Origin of the sequence: Bacillus sp. NEB1478 (assembly GCF_031582965.1) — a bacterium.
GTDB lineage: Bacteria > Bacillota > Bacilli > Bacillales > Fictibacillaceae > Fictibacillus.
In genome coordinates this window covers 2,543,213-2,562,459 of the sequence record NZ_CP134049.1, presented here as the reverse complement: position 1 = coordinate 2,562,459, position 19,247 = coordinate 2,543,213, and the positions used below count along the sequence as shown (strand labels likewise).

Sequence of the window (19,247 nt, the reverse complement as noted above, 5' to 3'; positions counted from 1 at the left end):
CTTTTTTTTACCACCCAACACATTATACAAAAAAATGTGAGCCATTGTCGAAAAAGATTGAATTGTAACGAATAATTTACAATTCGTTTACAAAGTTAATATATCTTTATCAGTTTACCCTCTATATAAAAGTTCAGACAAAAAAAGAGCTTTCGGTTGAAAGCCCTTGAATTCACACTAGTTTCTGCTTGGAGTCTTATTAGGTATTTCTCGCTAATACTGTTCAGCTTTAGTGTGGTCGTTTTTAAGAAAAGGAATTTACCTTTGTAATCGTTTAGACTGCTTCTTAAGGAAGTAGTTTTTCTCATTTTTTAGGGGTATAATGAAAAAATAATACATAACTCATAAGCACGTTTTATTAGATTGAACATAAACTAGTAGGGCTAGGAACCGAATATTGGAAAGTTTTCAGGCTGCTGTCATTGAGACGGCAGCATTTCTACTTTTATATGGGTATTGAGGATGATTGTTATTCTCAGGAAGCGATGAGGAGGGAATACGGATGGAGCTTTCTGCACGTGCACAGCTTATTCTTGCAACGACCTCAGGCGCATTAATACTTGTAGCCTGGCTAACGGAAACATATTCACAATCTCCTTACTATGTTCTTTTTTATATTCTTGCCTTTTTATTTGGCGGATACGCGAAAGCGGTTGAAGGCGTTCAGCAAACGTTAGAAGAGAAACGGTTAAATGTAGAACTGCTGATGATGATAGCCGCAATTGGTTCGGCTTCAATCGGTTACTGGGGAGAAGGTGCTGCACTCATTTTAATTTTTGCTTATTCTGGTGCACTTGAAATGTACACACTGCAAAAAAGCGATCGCGAAATTAAAGCGCTCATTTCCATGCAGCCTGAAGAAGCAATGCTTATTTCAGGAACTAAAGAAGTCAGGGTAAATGCCTCGACTTTAAAGCCAGGCGATACGATAAAAGTACGGCCAGGTGAAAGGATACCCGCAGACGGCATAGTACAGATGGGATCTTCATTTGTAAATGAATCAGCTCTAACTGGTGAGGCTGCAGCAAAAGAAATTAAACCAGAATCCAAAGTGCTTGCTGGGACGCTTAATCAATCAGGATTGTTAGAAATTATCGTGACGAAGTATATGAAAGATTCTGTTTTTCAAAGAATGATCGATCTTGTTCATAGAGCGCAAAACGAAGCTCCTCCTGTTCAGCGTAAGATAGAAGAATTTGAGGCGAAATATGTTCTTTTTGTACTAATGGCTGCAGCTTTAACCGTAATTGTTCCCGGTTCTGCTGGTTTTTGGAGTTATTCGGAATCTCTTTATCGTGCATGTGTTTTGCTTGTAGTCGCTTCTCCTTGTGCACTTGTTGCCTCTACAATGCCTGCTTTACTAGCTTCCCTTTCAAATGCAGCCAAACAAGGGATTTTATTTAAGAGCGGTATTTACTTAGAAAAAATAAAAAGTGTAAACGTTATGGCTTTTGATAAAACAGGAACATTGACTGAAGGAAATCCAACGGTGAAAACAACCGTATTCAATCACCCTTCACTAAAAGAAGAAGAAATCCGTCCGGTTATATATGCTATTGAAAAAAACAGCACACATCCATTGGCAAAGGCTATTTTAGCTATCCTGGAAGTAAATGCAGAAGAAAATAAAGTTGAGTTAACGGACTACGAGGATATTCCTGGTTTAGGCGTAAAAGCGATAGCGAATGGGATTAGATGGAGTGTAGGCAGCCGTGAGCTTGCAGGTATCACTGATAAAGAAGAGAGAAAGCTTTTTTCTAAGGTGTTTGCAGAAGGTGATGTGAATGCGCAAACTGTTGTGTATGTGACAGCGGATAAAGTTTTGGCAGGTTATTTTCTTATTGGAGATTCTGTTCGTGATGAAAGTGTTGAAGCCATTCAAGCTCTTCAGCAAAAACAAATTTTAACTTTAATGCTGACTGGTGATTCGAAACGCGGAGCAGAGGAGATCGGCAAATTAGCAAAGGTGGATGAGGTCGGCTATTCTTGTATGCCAGAGGATAAGGTCAATACACTGAAAAAATGGAAAGATAAACAAGCGATAGTTGCCATGATAGGAGACGGAGTTAATGATGCTCCAGCTCTAGCTGTTGCAGATATAGGTGTAGCAATGGGAATGGGCAGTGATGCTGCAATTGAAACAGCGAATGTAGTGCTAGTTAAAAATGATTTAAGTAAACTGCTCTATGCTATGAACTTATCTGAACGTCTTTCGAAGATTGTCAGGCAAAATATCATTTTTTCCGTTTCAGTCATTTGCCTCTTGCTTGGAGCGAATTTCTTTCAAGTGCTAACACTGCCATTTGGTGTAGTCGGACACGAGGGAAGCACGATATTAGTCATATTAAACGGACTTCGATTATTAAGATAATAAGAAAAAAAGAGACGACTCAAATAGATAAATGAACCTATTTGAGCCGTTTTTTGTTATTCGAAGCTATCAATATTATTTAATTCCACGGTAATGTCCATTATATCCACGTTAATTTCGATAATTCCACGGAAACGACCATTATATCCACACTAATTTCAATAATTCGACGTAACTCACAATTATTCGATTTTTCGACAAAAAGAATGACCCAATCGATTAATGGATCTTCTTTTGGGTCATCCTCTTTTTATTTATTGATTATTTGTTTAGATCACTTTGTTTTTTTGCGTACGCTGTTTCATCAGTTCCTGTTTTAGTTACGGTAACTGATGATGTGGGAGCTGCTGATAGACCGTTAGAGGAAGTTGATGTTGATTGCGTAGAATAGTTATCTTTTTTCGCTTCTTCCTTTGCCTCATTTACAGCATCTTTCGTGTCCTTCTTCATTTCACTTGCTTTATTCTTAGCTTCTTGCAGTTTCTGGCGAGCAGAAACAGATAGATTGGTTGATTTTTCTTTCATAGAATCAACACCATCTTTAGCATCCATTTTTCCGAGTTTTGCTTTTAACATTGTCTCATCTTTCATTTGCATTGTACGTTCTTTTAGCTTAATCGATGAATCGCGCAAGTCTTCACGCAGTTCGTTTCCTTTCTTCGGAGCTAATAGCAAAGCCGCAGCGGCACCGGCTAGTCCTCCAAGAACGAGTCCCGTAGCAAATCCAGATCCTTTATTCTCCGCTGCTTCTTGTGTTTGATAATCTGAGTGAGTAAAAACAGGTTCGGCTGTCGCAGTAGTTGTTGTTTCGTTATGCATAATATCTATTCCTCCTTTTTTACTTGTATAGAAAACGTACCCGCATCTGTTAAAAGATAAACACTTAACATAAACGACGGGAGCGACAATATAAGCAGAAAGAGGTATAGAGCAGAGACAAATAGAAAAAGCCGGGGGTGTTTACCCGGCTCGCTTCATCTATCTGTTATTAGCTTTTGAGTTCAGGAAGCATACGAATTTCTTCACTCATATCAGATTTACAAATGGGACATTGCGGTTCTTTTTGCAAAGAATAATCAGCGCGCATCCAGCATGTGCAGCCATCACCTGTGCAAGCCCATACCTTTGTTTCTACGTCTGGAATCGGCTCTGAAGGTTGTTTTGAAAAAAAAGCCATAGTTATCCCCCTTTTTCTTTACTACTTATAGTATACTCCCAAATGACGGAAATTATGTATCAATTAGATTACATATTTAGCAAAGTGGAATATTTTTGTGAGATTTCTTCAGACCATTGCATATGTAATTGCCTGATTTCCTGCGGGGAATGTACAATGATGTCTCCTTTTAAAATCCACAAATACTCAGCGAACTTTTTTATATGCATGTATAAAATTTGTCCATTTAGATGCGCTGCACCATTTTCATCAATCGTTAACATTGTTTTCAAATAAGGATGCGACTTACAGTAAGATATTCCTTCGGGTTCAATATCAGCATCCAGATGCAAAAAAGACCGAGGGACGATTTCGGCTGCCCAATTATGGATCGTAATCTCTGAAAAATCTTTCACTTCCATTGGTTCAAAGTTGATTACAGCATTCAAGACGTCATTTAAACAAAAAATATGAAAATCTGAAAGGGAATAGGAATAGGCTGGACAGTACCAATCCCCATTTTCACTATAAATTCCTATAGGCTGTATGTTGCTGTATAGTTTAGTACCTTCTTCTTGATGGTGAATCGTCACTATTTTTTGTTTAATGGCTGCTTCAAGCATTACTGGTGCAAAATTGCTGTGCTTTGGAAGAGGCTTCTGAACGAATAATCGCTTTTGTACATCATTCCAGCTGTCCTTTGCATCATCTGGGAGATAATGAAGAAGCTTATTAGCAACTGAACGGCTCTGAATTTGAAAAGGAAAGCTTTCTTCTTCAAATGTTTGCAAACTAAACAAGATAGCAGATGCCTCCATCTCCGTGAAACCGATCGGTGGTAGAATACGGTCATTTACCATACGATATCCACCATGAGGTCCAAACTCAGAAATAATAGGCAGTCCCATCTCCATCAAACTTAATAGATCACGCTGTATAGTCCGGGTAGAAACTTGAAATTCCTCCGCTAATTCTTTTAAAGTAAAATGTTTTTTTGAATTTATGGAAAGCAACAATCTTTCCAATCTTTTGATTCTCGACATATATGACTCCCATAATTAGAGATATTGTAAACCTTTAGCACTATTCTGTTTATTTAATATCGTACATTATGGGAGAAATGTTAGTGTTTCATGAAATTTGTTTGAATAAAGTGCTATTACTTTTCCATTGATTTTACATAAAATGAATGAAAACATACTCTCTTTATAAAAATGAACATATAGTCTGCTTCTGATCCTTCGTTTCAAAGGATACGGCAGTCTTTTTCTAGCCAAAGTACCGCAGTTTTCCTATGAACAAGAATAAAAAAAACACGCCGCATTTTCAGAGACGTGTTAAACCATCTATATAAATTAGTAGGAATAAGCTGCGATTAGTTATTAGGATAGGTTTAATAATATTAGTTTTTTACAATGGAAGAAAGTTGTTCGATACAGCTGACCATTTCAGTCAATTGTTTTTCTGTAAGTTGAGAAACGTATTTGAGAAGTACTCCGTTTCTTTTCTCTTGAATGCGTTCAAAATTATCAAAACCACTTTGGTTAAGATGAACATAAACGATTCTGCGATCTAGTTCAGAACGATAACGGTCAACGTAACCTCTTTTTACAAGACGATCGATGATTACAGTAGTAGCACTTGCACGTACTTTCATGGCATCAGCGATTTCAGAGACTGTCCATTTGTCACGCGTGGAAAGTGTTTTCAATATTTGAAACTGTGTAGAGGTAATCTCTTCATCTTCCCAAATTTCAGGCTTGATTACGTCCATAATTTCTAAGAACGCTTTTTCTATTCGCTCAACTTCTACTAAAATATTCGTTTTTTCCACTAACACTTTCACAGTAATGCCTCCTTAGCTTACAGTACACCACTTAAAAATCGAATACCATTCGATTATACTACGATTACTTTATTATTAGTATAAATTATCTAGTACCCAATGTGTATACATGTGAGAGTATTTAAGTTATTTAAATATAAAATTTTGTAGTATTGTAAATATTTTTTATTGGCAAAAGAGGATTTTGTTTCCTAAATAGCCAATAGAAGAGAGAGAAAAAGGGGGAAATTGAATGACACGTATCGCTTGGGTTACAGACAGCACGAGTTGTATTACGCCAGAAGAAGCGAAACAACTTGGTGTACATGTTATTCCTGTATCCATTTTAATGAATGAAACCATTTATAAAGACGGAGTGGACATTACTCCGGATGAGTTTTATAACAAGCTGGATGACTGTGATGAATTGCCAAAGACAAGTCAGCCTACACCTGGTGAATTTTCCGATTTCTATGAAGTGTTAAAGCATAATTATGACTGTGCGATAGCAATTCATGTTTCTGAAAAATTCAGTGGAACGATAAACGGTTCGAGACTTGGATCTGAAGCCGCCGATTTTCCTGTTCATATTGTAGATTCTAAAATTGTTTCAGAATCCATGAGGCAGCTTTTATTAAAAGGAAAAAAACTCGAAGATGAAGGGCTTGGACCAGAAGAAATAGCAGAATCTTTGCGTGAAACGGCAAATCGGGTAAATGGGTTCGTATGTATTGGAAGCTTAGAGCAGCTAAGGCGAGGCGGTAGATTGTCCGGCGCAAGCTTTTTAGTTGGGAATTTGCTGCAGATTAAACCGATTTTGACGTTTGATAATGGCTCCCTCGTTCCTTTTGAAAAAGTGAGAACGCTGAAAAAAGCAGAAGCACGGGTATTAGGGCTATTTGAGGAAGCGGCAAACCGCTCTCCTGTAGAAGGTGTTAGTGTTGTTTACAGCGGATCTTCAGAAAAAGCAGAAACGTGGGCTGCTTATTTGCGAGAAAAGTATCCGGATATAACGATAAACTTAGGGAAACTGAGTCCAGCTATCGGCGTACACGTAGGCGCAGGCACGCTGGGCATACTATGGTACAAGGGGTCTGACCCCATACAAATACAAAATCCCTGATTTTGTATTTGTGGTATGGACACCATTTTATTCTGCAATATAAAGACGATGACCTAAAAGACGATTTTTTAATCTTTTGGGTCTTTTTTTGTCGGAAATCGGTTAATTTAGAGTTGCGTGGAATTATCTAAATTAACGTGGGAATATTGGGGATTACTGTGGAAATAAGTAAAAATGATGGCTCAACTAAAAACATCAATTTAATAAGATATGTGGACAACCGATTTTTGTTATAGGTTAATGGTTATTAATATAAAAATCCTTTAGTAAATTAGAGAAAATACCTAAAATAATTGTATTTTTATTGATTTTTCGATAATGTAATAGACAGTGTTGCAAGTAGAGGTTAAGTGCCTTTATTTTGTGGAATAATACGAGAAGTAAGAAATACATAAAATGGAGTGATTGATACTATGGAAATCGGTTTAATCGGCCTTGGTAAAATGGGCTTTAATATGGCATTGAACATGAACGACAAAGGATATACTGTAATTGCGACAGACGTTAATAAAGATACAGTTAGCGAGATTTCTTCTCAAGGTGTTAAAGGAGTAAACTCAATCGAAGAGCTTACGAACACTTTTACTGGGAAAAAAGCGGTTATATTGCTTGTACCTGCCGGCGAAATCGTAGACAAAGTAATCAGTGAACTTAAACCACACCTGACTGAAGGTGACATCATCATTGATGCAGGGAACTCCATGTACAAACATACATTACGCCGTTATGAAGAGCTGAAAGCAGAAGGAATCCACTTTGTAGACGTTGGTACGAGCGGCGGAACAGACGGTGCTCGCCATGGACTTTGCGCGATGATGGGCGGAGACGAAGAGGCTGTAAATTATCTTGCACCACTTTATGAGAAAATCTGTGTTGAGAACGGATTTATGATCACTGGTCGTGCAGGAAGCGGACATTTCCTAAAGATGGTTCATAACGGAATCGAGTATGGCATGATGCAAGCAATCGGTGAAGGATTTGAAATCCTTGACAAGAGTGATTTTGATTACGATTACGAAGCGGTTTCAAAAGTTTGGAACAATGGTTCAGTGATCAGAAGCTGGCTTATGGAGCTTATGGAGAATGCTTTCAGCAAACAGCCGAAACTTGAAGATATTCGCGGAGTGATGAATTCATCAGGCGAGGGGATCTGGACAGTCGAAGCTGCACTTGATTATCAGGCTTCTGCTCCAGTCATTGCTCTTTCTCAATTCATGCGATTCCGTTCATTGGAAGACGATACTTTCCACGGAAAAGTGGTAGCAGCTCTTCGAAATGAATTCGGCGGACATGCTGTCGTTAAAAAATAACTCACTGTATTCTAAGACCTCTGTGTGTTGTACAAGCAGAGGTCTTTCCATATTTCAAAGAAAAATATCAAAAACTAATAATGATGTTGAAAATGGATAGGAGTTTGAAATAATGAATGAAAAATATGTGATGGAATCCAGAACGGTTAAATCCTCTGTTGTACTGCCGCCTGATACAAACAATCACGGAACACTTTTCGGCGGAAAACTAATGGCTTACATTGATGATGTTGCAGCAATTTCGGCAATTCGGCATGCACGAAAAAATGTAGTGACGGCTTCAACAGATTCAGTTGATTTTCTTCAGCCAATAAAGGTTGGACATTCTGTATGTCTGGAATCTTTTGTAACATGGACAAAGACAACATCCATGGAAGTTTTCATAAAAGTCATCGCTGAAAATCTATTATCTGGAGAGCGTAAGGTTTGTGCAGTCTCATTTTTAACCTTTGTTGCATTGGATGAGGAAGGAAAGCCTACTCCTGTGCCAAAAGTCATACCTCAGACAGAGGAGGAGAAATGGCTGCACCAACACGCTCCAGAACGAGCAGTTGCACGTAAAAAGCGGCGTGAAGAAAGCAAAAAATTAGCAAAAGAATTCGGTGTGAAAAAGCCTTGGGAGATAATTTGAGTATAAAGATTTATTTTTGAAATTTCGCGGTGTAAAGATTCGCAAATAAGAAATAAGATGATATAATTAAGCTAACCTTTTTCCAGCCAGGGATACAGCACCCTGGCCTTTAATTTGTTACGTTCCTACAAGCCTCTGATGCTTATCAGAGGCTTTTTTATATGGTTCATAGATTTTATCTTCTGCCCCGCAATTAGTCACCGCTATTCGTTGTTTGTAATGCAAGCAACAGCCCGTCGATTCCTCGAAAACCTTTCTGCCATGATGATTCTGGTTCTGTCTTTTGTAAACCTTTTTAATCGTTCCTTTATTGATTTTTTTGCTAGTGAGATGGTTGTTAATTACCTTCCTTTGAATCCATTTACATAACCATAAGCTGATGTGCAAATGATAAGAAAAGATTGGAAAAAGGCGGATGGTTATGCGAAATAGAAGGAAACGTCCTTATATGAAGACACAAAAGCTTTCTGAAATGGTTGCTAACAATAAAATAGGTGACAGCCCTTTCTCTCCTTCAGCTTCCCATTCTGAAGATAATGGCAGTTCAGAACAATATTCTAACAATGAAACTGTTGAAGAAGGAAAGCTAAGTCCTGTGCTGAACACTACGTTCAGGCAGCTGAAAACCCGGCTTGGAGATCCACTGGATCTAATCATTAGAGAATTCGAAATTGAAATGAACCACAATCAAAAAGTAACGGCAGCAGTAATTTTTTTAGAAGAATTGAATGATCCGGTGCTAGTCAATGAATTTATTATCGAGCCTTTATTGGCTCTAAGACCTGTAAAAAGGACAAGAACGATATCATTCGAACACACTCTTCACTATATTAAGCAAAATGGGATTTCTATTGGAAAAGTATCAGATGTCGAAACAGAAGAAGAATTAATCGAGTCCTTATTAGCTGGGTTAAGTGTCTTGCTGATTGAGGGAAGTAAAAAGGGACTTAAACTAGGCACATGCGGCGGTAAAGCGAGAGGAATTGAAGAACCTACGACAGAAGTGGTAATACGCGGTCCGAAACAAGGGTTTACGGAAACAATAAAGACGAATATTTCCATGATACGAAGAATTGTAAGGTCACCAGATTTAAGAATTGAAAAGTTTGTAGTCGGTGAGGTCACAAAAACCGATATAGCGATTGTTTACTTAGATAATATTGCAAATCCGCTCTTAATTAAAGAAGTAAAAGAACGGATCAACCAAATAAAAACGGATGCCATTATTGAATCAGGACAGCTCGAAGAATTTATTCAAGATGAAACAATTACGGTTTTTCCTCAGATGGTTGATACAGAAAGGCCAGATGTTGTTGCAGGAAACATCTTAGAAGGACGCGTGGGAATTCTAGTTAATGGCACTCCGTTTGCATTAATCGCCCCCACGCAGTTTATTCAGTTCTTCCAATCTGCTGAAGACTATTATATGAGGTATGACATCAGCAGCTTTTTAAGGCTGCTACGATTTTCAGTTTTCATCATCTCGTTGATCGCTCCATCAACTTACATAGCTCTGACCACTTTCCATCAAGCGATGATACCGACAACGCTGCTTTTTGGTATTGCAGCTCAGCGGGAAGGAGTTCCTTTTCCAGCACTTGCCGAAGCAATGATAATGGAATTTACATTTGAAATTTTGCGTGAAGCTGGTATTCGGATGCCGCGTGCGGTTGGGGTTACCGTTTCGATTGTTGGGGCACTCGTATTAGGTCAAGCAGCAGTTCAGGCAGGACTTGTGTCTCCGGTTATGGTAATCGTTGTTGGAATTACAGCGGTAGCTAGTTTTGCTGTGCCATCATTTGCGGTAGCTACTTCTGCCCGTTTATTACGTTTTCCGCTAATGCTGATCTCTTCTATTTTCGGTTTTTACGGACTCACTCTTGCATTGATTGTTATCGTAGCGCATCTTACTAGCTTAAGGTCATTTGGTTATCCATACTTAAGCCCGTTTGCCCCATTGCAAGTTCAGGATTTAAAAGACAGTTTATTCCGTTTTCCAATTACACAGCTGCTGAAGCGGCCTGAGAAACTGGCAAGAAAAAATCAGACGCGCACAGCACCTTATACAGTAAAGAAAAAAAGGGAGGAGGATACGACAAGATGAAGATCTTGAAGCGTTTCATTCTCTTTTCATTGTGTTTGTTATTGTTGACTGGGTGCTGGGATCAGCATGAGTTAGATGAACTGTCTATCGTGATGGGAATGGGCATTAATGTGGCAAAAAATGGTGATTTAATCGTAAGTTATCAAATCGTAAACCCGACGGAAGTGGCTCCAGGTATTACAGGGGCCGGAGGAGGAAAACAACCCGTATTTACTGTTTACGAAAGCAGAGGTAAAAACATAATGGAAGCCACTCGCAATGCTTCGAGACAAACTTCGCGCCGTCTATTTTTTGCACACGCAAGGATGCTTGTACTCAGTGAAAAGCTTGCGAAAGACAGTATTTATCAAGCGCTCGATATGGTTTCCCGGGATCCCGAGGTTCGTTCTACGATACAAGTGCTCGTTGCAAGAGGAACAACACCTTCTAAAATTTTGAGAACTTTTTCCGCGATTGACAAAGTAACTTCTGATGAGGTAGCGGCTATCTTAAGAATAACAGAAGAAAACTGGGGGGAAAATCTTCAGCAAGATATTAACGAAGTATTGCAGTCAATTATTAATGAGGGCGGTGAACCTCTTATCAACGGCCTCGAAATCGTGGGGGACAAGGAACTCGCCGTAACTGCAAAAAACTATGAAGTTGGAGACCCTGCACGAATCAGGCTGTCTGGTATGGGCGTTTTTAAAAACGGTAAATTAAAAGGCTGGATAGATGGACCAGAAGCCAGGGGAGTTGTTTGGATAAAAGGAAAAATTAAAAGCTCTGCCATCTCGGTTGGCTGTAAAGGTTATAAAGGTGCCGTTAATATCGAAGTAGTACGATCGAAAACATCATTATCAGCCTTAACAGAAGGGGATATCCCTGAGATAAAAGTGGCTGTTTACCCAGAGACTAATATAGCCGAAGTAAACTGTCCAGTTAATCTGGAAAACGAAGCTGAAATTTTCAAGCTTGAAAACACATTTAACAAGGTGATAAAGAATGAAATAGTTAAAGGCGTATATGCTTCACAAAAACTTAATAGTGATGTATTAGGATTTGGAGAACTTTTATATCGCGAAGATCCAAAGAAATGGTTAAACGTTTATAGTAAAAATTATGAAAGTATCTTTCCTCAAATGAAAGTAAAAGTTCACGTAGAATCTCGAATTAGAAGGTCAGGTATTCGTACATCACCATTTTTATTTGAAAAGAAAGAAGGACCATCATGAAAATGTATAAGATTGATATTCAACAATATTTCATCATTATCGTTTTGTTCGAACTCGGGAGTGCTATTCTTGTGGGAGTCGGCATGAGTGCGGGACGTGATGCGTGGTTAGCCATCTTGATGGGGATGGTTATAGGAATGGTGATGTTTACGGGATATTATTATTTATCCAAACAGTTTCCTGAAATGTCACTTACGCAGTATCTTCAGGTTTTGTTCGGTAAATATGTCGGGAAAACTTTAGGGTTTTGTTATTTGCTTTATTTTCTCTACTTGGCAACAAGGGTGCTGCGTGACTTTGGAAGCTTGCTTTTATCAGCAGTATTTGTTCAAACACCAATCATTGTCGTCAATACACTAATGATCGCTACAATCATTTATGTTCTTAAACTAGGCTTTGAAGTCCTTGTAAGAACAGGTGAGATTTTTTTTACGCTTGTGATAATGCTTGGACTGACACTAGGTGTTCTCGTTTTTTCGGCAGATTTAATGGATCTTAATTATTTACTTCCTTTTTTAGGGCAGGGGTTAGTGCCTGTCATAAAAGCGGCATTTCCTGTAACTCCAACGTTTCCATTTGGTGAAATGGTCGTATTTCTGATGCTGTTCCCATATGTGAAATCCAAAAATAAAACATTAAAAATAGGGTTGTTCGCGATGCTGGTCAGCGGGCTAATTTTAAGCGGTACGATAGCGGTGGATATCATGGTTCTTGGAGGTCATGTTGCTACTCATGTCTATTTCCCGCTATTATCCGCAGTTGCAAAAATCAATTTAGGAGAGTTCATTCAGCGGATGGACGCACTGGTAGTATTCACTCTGATTATCGGGGGCTTCTTCAAGATAGCCATCTTTTTATACGTTGCAGTAAAAGCGGCTCAAGATGTATTTGAAGTAAAGGATGAAAAAACACTCATAACTCCGATTGGAATTATAGCGGTTATTTCTTCTGTTGCGATTGCATCAAACTTCGTAGAACATATAAGAGAGGGTTTAAGAATTGTCCCACATTTTATTCATATTCCTTTTCAAGTCGTGCTGCCCTCTATCTTTATTATCATTTTTCTAATCAGAAAGAAGAAACTTAAGCATTTCGCTGCTTCTTCTTCACCCACATCTGCCAAATAAATAGGAGGATCGGGTAAATGAGCAAAACGATGATGAGGAAAAATTCAATCCTGTCCACATAACGGAAGAAAGAGTAAAACGACCTGTATAGGATTGTCACTAACGGAGTTCCTACGATTACATCTATTGTAATCAGCAGGGTTAACATACTTAAAAGAAGAATGATATAAATAAGTAAAGGTTTTGAAATTTTCATGTACAGCACCTCCTGTTACATAGTTTTTACTGGAATTGTGCTCTTATCCGTTTTACAGGAAAGGAGAATATCAATGTGCGGCCGTTATATGCTTTATTACGAAAAGGATGTAATCATTGATGCTTTTAACTTGATCAATGAATTTGATTATGAAGAACGATACAATATTGCTCCGAGCCAGCAGATACTTGCGATTGTGAAAAGTAAAGATGGAAACAGAGCCGGTAATATGCAATGGGGACTCATTCCGAACTGGGCGAAAGATCCAAAGATCGGCAATAAACTCATCAATGCACGAAGCGAAACTGTCAATGAAAAGCCAAGTTTTAAAGAGTCATTTATTAATAAAAGGTGTTTGATACCGGCTAGTGGATTTTATGAGTGGAGAAAAGAAGGAAGTAAGAAGCAGCCATATCTGTTTTGCTTACCGGACAAAAGACCGTTTGCTTTTGCAGGAATATGGTCGAGATGGAAACAGGAATCGGATGGAAGAACTGAAGAGAAAATCACTTGTTCTATTTTAACAAAAAAAGCAAATGCCTCTATCGAAGACTATCATGACAGAATGCCTGTAATGTTTTTGCCGGATGAAGGTGAAGAATGGCTCAATAAAACAGCTGAAACAAAGAGATTAATACATCTGATTGATCAAAGTAATTTCACTCTTTTTTCTGAAGCTGTAACACTGGAAAGCCCCGCAAAACAAAGATAGAAGCCATTTAAAGACTCCAGAACAGGAGTCTTTTTAATTTAGGAAGTTAAAGGTGTATTACTATTGCTGAAGTAAAGTCTGAGCAGCCGATAAGTTTCTATATGAGAAATGTGTACTATTTTGTAAATTTTTTGTAAGTCTTTCTAACTATTTTTACATAATTCTTACAATTAACAACCGCAGATTATGTTATATTTTTCATGGAATTACTTCGATTTACAAACTAATATTTTAGGATGGTGGACCGATATGGTGAGGAAGAAACCAAGAATTTTGACTCATGTTTTCATAATTTTTGCAATGGTTCTCAGCTTCGTATTACCCATGACTCAAACAGCAAAAGCAGCTGATGTGTTAACCGTCAGTGAAGCCATAGCGAACAACACAGGTTCGGATCAAACCGTGGAAGGTTATATTGTTGGAGTTGTAAAAGGTGGAAGTGGTGCAACCATTTCATATCAGTTTGATGGGCCGTTTTCTGTGAATACGAATCTAGCACTAGCAGATTCGCCAGATGAAAGAGATAAAACGAAACTTTTACCCGTTCAGTTACCTAACACTTCTTTACGAACTGAATTAAATTTAGCGGATCACCCTGAAAACCTTGGGAAAAAGATTCAGATCAGAGGAGACCTCCTCGCTTATTTTTCGGTTCCTGGGCATAAAAATGCAGATGAATATCATTTTGTTGACAGTACACCTGCAGAACCACAAGTAGAAGATATTACAGCTACTCCTGAAGTAGGAATTGTTTCAATAGGATCAACAATTTCACTTGCTACAGAAACTGCCGACACATCAATCTACTACACGACGGATGGTTCGGATCCTACGATAGACAGCACATTATACACAAGTCCAATTACAATTAATGAAGATACAACCATTAAAGCATTAGGTGTTAAGGAAGGCTTGAAGAATAGTGATATTGCAACATTTAGCTACCAAGTCGCTTTAGCCGGACTCCGTATTCATGACATCCAAGGAGCGAGCCATCAATCACCTGTTGCTGGTAAAACAGTTGAAGGTGTTAAAGGTGTCGTCACACATGTAGTAGACTCCAGCAATTTTTATATGCAGGACTTACATCCAGATGCTGATGAAAACACGTCTGAAGGAATTCTTGTTTACCAAAAAAATCACGGTCAAGTAAAAGGAAATGTAATTGAAGTAAGCGGACAAGTCAAAGAGTGGGTGCTCGATGGCTATTCTGATAAATTAAAAACCGATCTTGCTGTAACAGAATTGAATGCTGATAGAGGAACAATTACAGTTTTATCAGAAGGACAAGCATTGCCTAGAGCTACGATCATCGGCATGTTCGGTCGCCAGCAGCCAACGGAGATCATCGATAATGATAATTTTGGGCTGTTTGATCCGAAAGAAGACGGAATTGACTTTTATGAAAGTATGGAAGGAATGCTTGTACAAGTAAATAATCCTTCTGTCATCGCACCCCAGCAATACGGGGAACTTGTAGTTGTTCCAGACTTTTGGAGAAAGCAAAAAGAATTTAATACATCAGGTGCTTTAAACATTACTGCAAATGATTATAATCCCGAACGTATTTTTGTGGACATGAACGACGAATCGTTCGTTGCTAAATCAGGTGACTTCTTCCTTGGGTCAATTAAAGGGGTAATGAGCTATGGGTTCTCAAACTATAAGCTATTAACCAATCGGGAAGATCTGCCAACCTTTGTTGAAGGCAAAACGAAACGTGAAATCACAAAGTTCCATCAGAAACATAAAGAACTTACAATTGCCAGCTTCAATGTTGAAAATTTCTCTGCTAACGAAGAAGGAAAAGATGGAACAAGTGATGAGAAAGTAAGCCGTATTGCTGAATCGATTGTTTACAACTTGGATGCTCCTGATATCGTAGGTTTACTTGAGATGCAGGATGGAAACGGACCAACGAATAACGGTTATACAGACGCAAAAGAAAGTGCAGATCGGTTAATCGCTGAAATCGAAGCAAAAGGCGGTCCAACTTACGCATACACTGATATTGCTCCTGCGGATGGCAAGGATGGCGGAATTCCAGGCGGAAACATTCGCGTGGCATTCATTTACAACCCTGAGCGCGTGTCACTTGCAGAAGCAACAAAAGGTTCAGCAACAGATTCTGTTCATTTTACAGATGGAAAACTGACACTAAACCCAGGACGTATTGATCCAACGAACCCGGCATTTGAAGATAGCCGCAAACCATTAGCAGCACAATTCCTATTTAAAGGCGAAAGTGTGATCGTCGTTGGCAATCACTTTAACTCGAAAGGCGGAGATCAGCCGCTGTTTGGAAAAAATCAGCCTCCTATTTTGAAGAGTGAAGAACAAAGGTTGAAGATTGCTAGTATCGTAAACGGTTTTGTGAAGGATGTTAAAAAGGAAGACCCGAATGCAAAAGTGGTATTACTTGGGGATTTCAATGACTTTGAGTTCACGCCAACACTTCAAACTGTGAAGGGCAATGAAATGACGAGCATGATTGAAGAAGTCCCATTTAAAGAACGATATACTTATTCCTATCAAGGCAACGCACAGGTGCTCGATCATATTCTTGTCTCTAACAACATGGCTAAAAAGACTAAAGTAGATATCGTTCATATCAACTCGCAGTTCATGGAAGAACACGGAAGGGCGAGTGACCACGATCCTGTTATGATTCAAGTAAAGTTAGACAAAGTTAAATAAATAAAGTACAAAATAAAAAGTCATCCTTCTTTTGGGATGACTTTTTCAAACATCATTTTACGATTGCGATTAGCGGCGGTATCCGCCACCAAGTTGCTGTTCAGCCATTTGAACGAGACGTTTAGTGATTTCGCCACCTACTGATCCATTCATACGGGAAGTTGTGTCTGGACCAAGCTGTACGCCAAATTCAGAAGCGATTTCATACTTCATTTGTTCTAATGCTGCCCAAGCTCCAGATACTGATAAATCGTTATTAGAGTTGTTACGTGCCATATGTATCACCTCCTTGTAATACTAGTTTGTATACCTTTTACAAAAATATGCATGTACTGGAAAATATTTATATAGGTATACGCATATTTTGATATTTGCCTACACAACCTTGTTGGTTTTTTCGTATAGTAAATCATCCCCCTATTTTTATTTTCATACAAAACACTGTTCAGGTTTCCTGCGCAGTGTTTTTCTTTATTTTAAGTGTATTCGAGTGGGAGGGTAATATCGGTGGATGTTCGAAATTTGTAGAAAGACTTAATTATTTAAAATGAGACTTAATTCTGCTTAATGAGACTTAATTCTGCTTTAATGAGACTTAATTTTAATAATTCAGACCTAATTCATCAGCGAAGAGACTTAATTATTTAGAATTAGACATAATTTACGAACTCTCAAATGATAATCTTCATTCTCCATAGGCTCCTTCACTATGATTTTGTCGGGTTTGTACCTTGATTAACAGATAGCTGACAGAGATTTGAAGATTTCCCGCTGAAATATCCCTTATAGTTATAAAAAAACGATCTCTGTATGAGATCGGATAGTATTTATCACATTTATTCGTTCGTTTTACAAATAAATATATATCTTCAAAGAATCTCTAAACTATAATAGAAAGGAGATTTACAGAAAGTATCGTATATCCATGAAAAAATTAGAAATGGTAAGGAGGATATGGTAGTGCAAAATGAAACAACCTCCAGATGGAAAGGAATCGTATTAGCCTTAACTGGTGCATCACTATGGGGATTTTCAGGAAATGCAGCAGAATGGATTTTTTCCCATTCAGCAATTGAAGCAACATGGCTTGTATCTGTTCGAATGGTTATGGCTGGAGTACTTTTATTATGCCTTTTGTCCATAAAGACGAACGTGTTTATAGTATGGAAGAATAAAAGAGACAGTATAGATCTCGTCGTGTTTTCCTTAACAGGAATGATTGGTGCACAGCTTGCGTTTTTTCTTAGTATAGAGGCTGGAAATGCACCTACGGCAACGCTTCTTCAATTTTTAGGTCCGGTTTTTATTACAATCTATTTCGCATTAAAAGTATTGAAGTGGCCGAAGCGAAAAGAATGGATTGCTGTTCTGATAGCACTTACGGGAACGTTCTTACTTTTAACAAACGGTAAACTTAACTACATAACCGTTTCTAAGGAAGCTATCTTTTGGGGTGTTTTATCTGGTATTTCAGTTGCAGTTTATACCGTTTATCCAGTTAGACTTTTAAAGAAATATTCTTCTGCAGCTATAGTAGGATGGGCGATGTTTATTGGAGGACTCGGCGTCTCCATTTTGACACGGCCTGGGGCAGATGGAGTAATGTGGTCTCCGTCTCTCTTATGGATGCTTGCCTTTGTAGTGGTGTTTGGTACGCTTTTGCCATTTTATTTGTATTTGCACAGTTTAAAATACATCACATCAACAGAGACGAGTCTGCTGGGAAGTGCTGAACCTTTAGTGGCCACAATCGTTTCTGTGATCTGGCTTGGAACCTCATTTGGATCATATCAGTCAGCAGGCGGAATGCTCATTATATTAACGGTATTTTTATTATCTATGCCTGAAAAAGGGATTCTGAAGATTAATCAAACAGTTAATAAATAAATCTGCATCGATTCATTTGACTTTTTCTACGAATCGTACCACTATGGTAGGGTAAGTCTTACAACAGGAGAAGATGCAAAAATGAACGATAAAATTGTATTTTTTGATATAGATGGAACACTTGTAAATGATGAGAAACAAATTCCTGAAAGCACAAAAGAAAGTATCCAAATGCTCACTGCTAATGGTGTTCATGTAGCGATTGCCACTGGTCGTGGACCTTTTATGTTCGAACCGATTCGAAATGAATTAAACATTGATTCATTTGTCAGTTTCAACGGATCTTACGTTGTGTTCAAGGATGAAGTGATCCAGAAGGTTCCTCTTTCAACTGAAGCCATTTCGAAAATAGAAATAGAAGCTGACAAAGCAGGTCATCCCCTTGTGTATTTAGATCATCAGCAGGCAACATGCAATGCAGATAATCATGACATAATTAAAAATTGTACGTTTAATCTAATGCCTGCCTATCCCGCTTATCATCCTGCATATTATAAAGAAAATGAAGTTTATCAAGTTCTTTTATTTTGCCAGGAACAGCATGAAAAAGGGTATCGCGATGGTTACAAAGGAACGTTTGATTTTATCAGATGGCATGAGGATGCACTAGATATCCTTCCAACAGGCGGTTCGAAAGCCAAAGGAATCGAAGCGTTTATGAAAAAAATGAACATGAAACCAGAAAACGTTTATGCATTCGGTGATGCTTTAAATGATATCGAAATGCTCAAAACTGCCGGAACCGGAATTGCAATGGGGAACGGTCTTTCAGAAGCAAAAGAAGCAGCGGATTATGTAACAAAATCAGTAGATGAAGATGGTATCTACCACGGTTTAAAACATTACGGTTTGATATAAATACGAAAAACTGGCTCTGATGAGGCCAGTTTTTTT

Annotated in this window: 17 protein-coding genes; 11 read left to right on the top strand and 6 right to left on the bottom strand. The window is 38.3% G+C overall.

Annotated features, from left to right (window positions below):
- Positions 1-502: 502 nt before the first annotated feature.
- A complete protein-coding gene (locus RGB74_RS12660) occupies positions 503-2,371 on the top strand; it encodes a heavy metal translocating P-type ATPase (RefSeq protein ID WP_310759665.1) in 1,869 nt (622 codons plus the stop codon).
- A gap of 261 nt (positions 2,372-2,632) precedes the next feature.
- Here the strand turns inward: RGB74_RS12660 and RGB74_RS12655 are convergent, their stop codons facing one another.
- The 4 genes from RGB74_RS12655 to RGB74_RS12640 form a co-directional block, all read right to left on the bottom strand.
- Positions 2,633-3,190: a YtxH domain-containing protein gene (locus RGB74_RS12655; RefSeq protein WP_310759664.1), complete on the bottom strand. Its 558-nt coding sequence runs from the start codon at positions 3,188-3,190 to the stop codon at positions 2,633-2,635.
- A gap of 169 nt (positions 3,191-3,359) precedes the next feature.
- The gene (locus RGB74_RS12650; RefSeq protein WP_310759663.1) at positions 3,360-3,548 is read right to left on the bottom strand and encodes a cold-shock protein; all 189 of its coding nucleotides are present in this window, start codon (positions 3,546-3,548) and stop codon (positions 3,360-3,362) included.
- Positions 3,549-3,616: 68 nt separating this feature from the next.
- A complete protein-coding gene (locus RGB74_RS12645) occupies positions 3,617-4,570 on the bottom strand; it encodes a helix-turn-helix transcriptional regulator (RefSeq protein WP_310759662.1) in 954 nt (317 codons plus the stop codon).
- A 359-nt stretch (positions 4,571-4,929) separates the two neighbouring features.
- Positions 4,930-5,373: a MarR family transcriptional regulator gene (locus RGB74_RS12640; RefSeq protein WP_310759661.1), complete on the bottom strand. Its 444-nt coding sequence runs from the start codon at positions 5,371-5,373 to the stop codon at positions 4,930-4,932.
- A gap of 232 nt (positions 5,374-5,605) precedes the next feature.
- On the opposite strand from RGB74_RS12640, the gene RGB74_RS12635 reads away from it, so the two are divergent.
- From RGB74_RS12635 to RGB74_RS12610, 6 genes are all read left to right on the top strand, one after another.
- Positions 5,606-6,475, top strand: coding sequence for a DegV family protein (locus RGB74_RS12635; RefSeq protein WP_310759660.1), 870 nt, complete (start codon positions 5,606-5,608; stop codon positions 6,473-6,475).
- Between the two features lie 413 nt (positions 6,476-6,888).
- Positions 6,889-7,785, top strand: coding sequence for a phosphogluconate dehydrogenase (NAD(+)-dependent, decarboxylating) (gene gnd / locus RGB74_RS12630; RefSeq protein WP_310759659.1), 897 nt, complete (start codon positions 6,889-6,891; stop codon positions 7,783-7,785).
- A 112-nt stretch (positions 7,786-7,897) separates the two neighbouring features.
- A complete protein-coding gene (locus RGB74_RS12625) occupies positions 7,898-8,416 on the top strand; it encodes an acyl-CoA thioesterase (protein WP_310759658.1) in 519 nt (172 codons plus the stop codon).
- Positions 8,417-8,837: 421 nt separating this feature from the next.
- A complete protein-coding gene (locus RGB74_RS12620) occupies positions 8,838-10,520 on the top strand; it encodes a spore germination protein (protein WP_310759657.1) in 1,683 nt (560 codons plus the stop codon).
- Positions 10,517-11,734, top strand: a complete 1,218-nt coding sequence (locus RGB74_RS12615) for a Ger(x)C family spore germination protein (RefSeq protein WP_310759656.1) — start codon at positions 10,517-10,519, stop codon at positions 11,732-11,734. Before RGB74_RS12620 ends, RGB74_RS12615 begins: the two co-directional genes overlap by 4 nt.
- Positions 11,731-12,861: a GerAB/ArcD/ProY family transporter gene (locus tag RGB74_RS12610; protein ID WP_310759655.1), complete on the top strand. Its 1,131-nt coding sequence runs from the start codon at positions 11,731-11,733 to the stop codon at positions 12,859-12,861. The genes RGB74_RS12615 and RGB74_RS12610 overlap by 4 nt, the downstream gene beginning before the upstream one ends.
- Here RGB74_RS12610 and RGB74_RS12605 read toward each other — a convergent pair.
- Positions 12,818-13,057, bottom strand: coding sequence for a YczF family membrane protein (locus RGB74_RS12605; RefSeq protein WP_310759654.1), 240 nt, complete (start codon positions 13,055-13,057; stop codon positions 12,818-12,820). The genes RGB74_RS12610 and RGB74_RS12605 overlap by 44 nt on opposite strands.
- Before the next feature lie 73 nt (positions 13,058-13,130).
- Between RGB74_RS12605 and RGB74_RS12600 the strand changes: the two genes are divergently transcribed.
- Both RGB74_RS12600 and RGB74_RS12595 read left to right on the top strand, forming a co-directional pair.
- A complete protein-coding gene (locus tag RGB74_RS12600; protein ID WP_310759653.1) occupies positions 13,131-13,769 on the top strand; it encodes an SOS response-associated peptidase in 639 nt (212 codons plus the stop codon).
- Between the two features lie 249 nt (positions 13,770-14,018).
- A complete protein-coding gene (locus RGB74_RS12595; protein ID WP_310759652.1) occupies positions 14,019-16,466 on the top strand; it encodes a DUF6359 domain-containing protein in 2,448 nt (815 codons plus the stop codon).
- Positions 16,467-16,535: 69 nt separating this feature from the next.
- Here RGB74_RS12595 and RGB74_RS12590 read toward each other — a convergent pair whose 3' ends face one another.
- Positions 16,536-16,742 carry an alpha/beta-type small acid-soluble spore protein gene (locus tag RGB74_RS12590; protein WP_310759651.1) on the bottom strand — a complete coding sequence of 69 codons (207 nt, stop codon included), beginning with the start codon at positions 16,740-16,742 and terminating at the stop codon, positions 16,536-16,538.
- Between the two features lie 684 nt (positions 16,743-17,426).
- Between RGB74_RS12590 and RGB74_RS12585 the strand changes: the two genes are divergently transcribed.
- A complete protein-coding gene (locus tag RGB74_RS12585; RefSeq protein ID WP_310759650.1) occupies positions 17,427-18,353 on the top strand; it encodes a DMT family transporter in 927 nt (308 codons plus the stop codon).
- An 81-nt stretch (positions 18,354-18,434) separates the two neighbouring features.
- A complete protein-coding gene (locus RGB74_RS12580) occupies positions 18,435-19,211 on the top strand; it encodes a Cof-type HAD-IIB family hydrolase (protein ID WP_310759649.1) in 777 nt (258 codons plus the stop codon).
- The last annotated feature ends 36 nt before the right edge of the window (positions 19,212-19,247 follow it).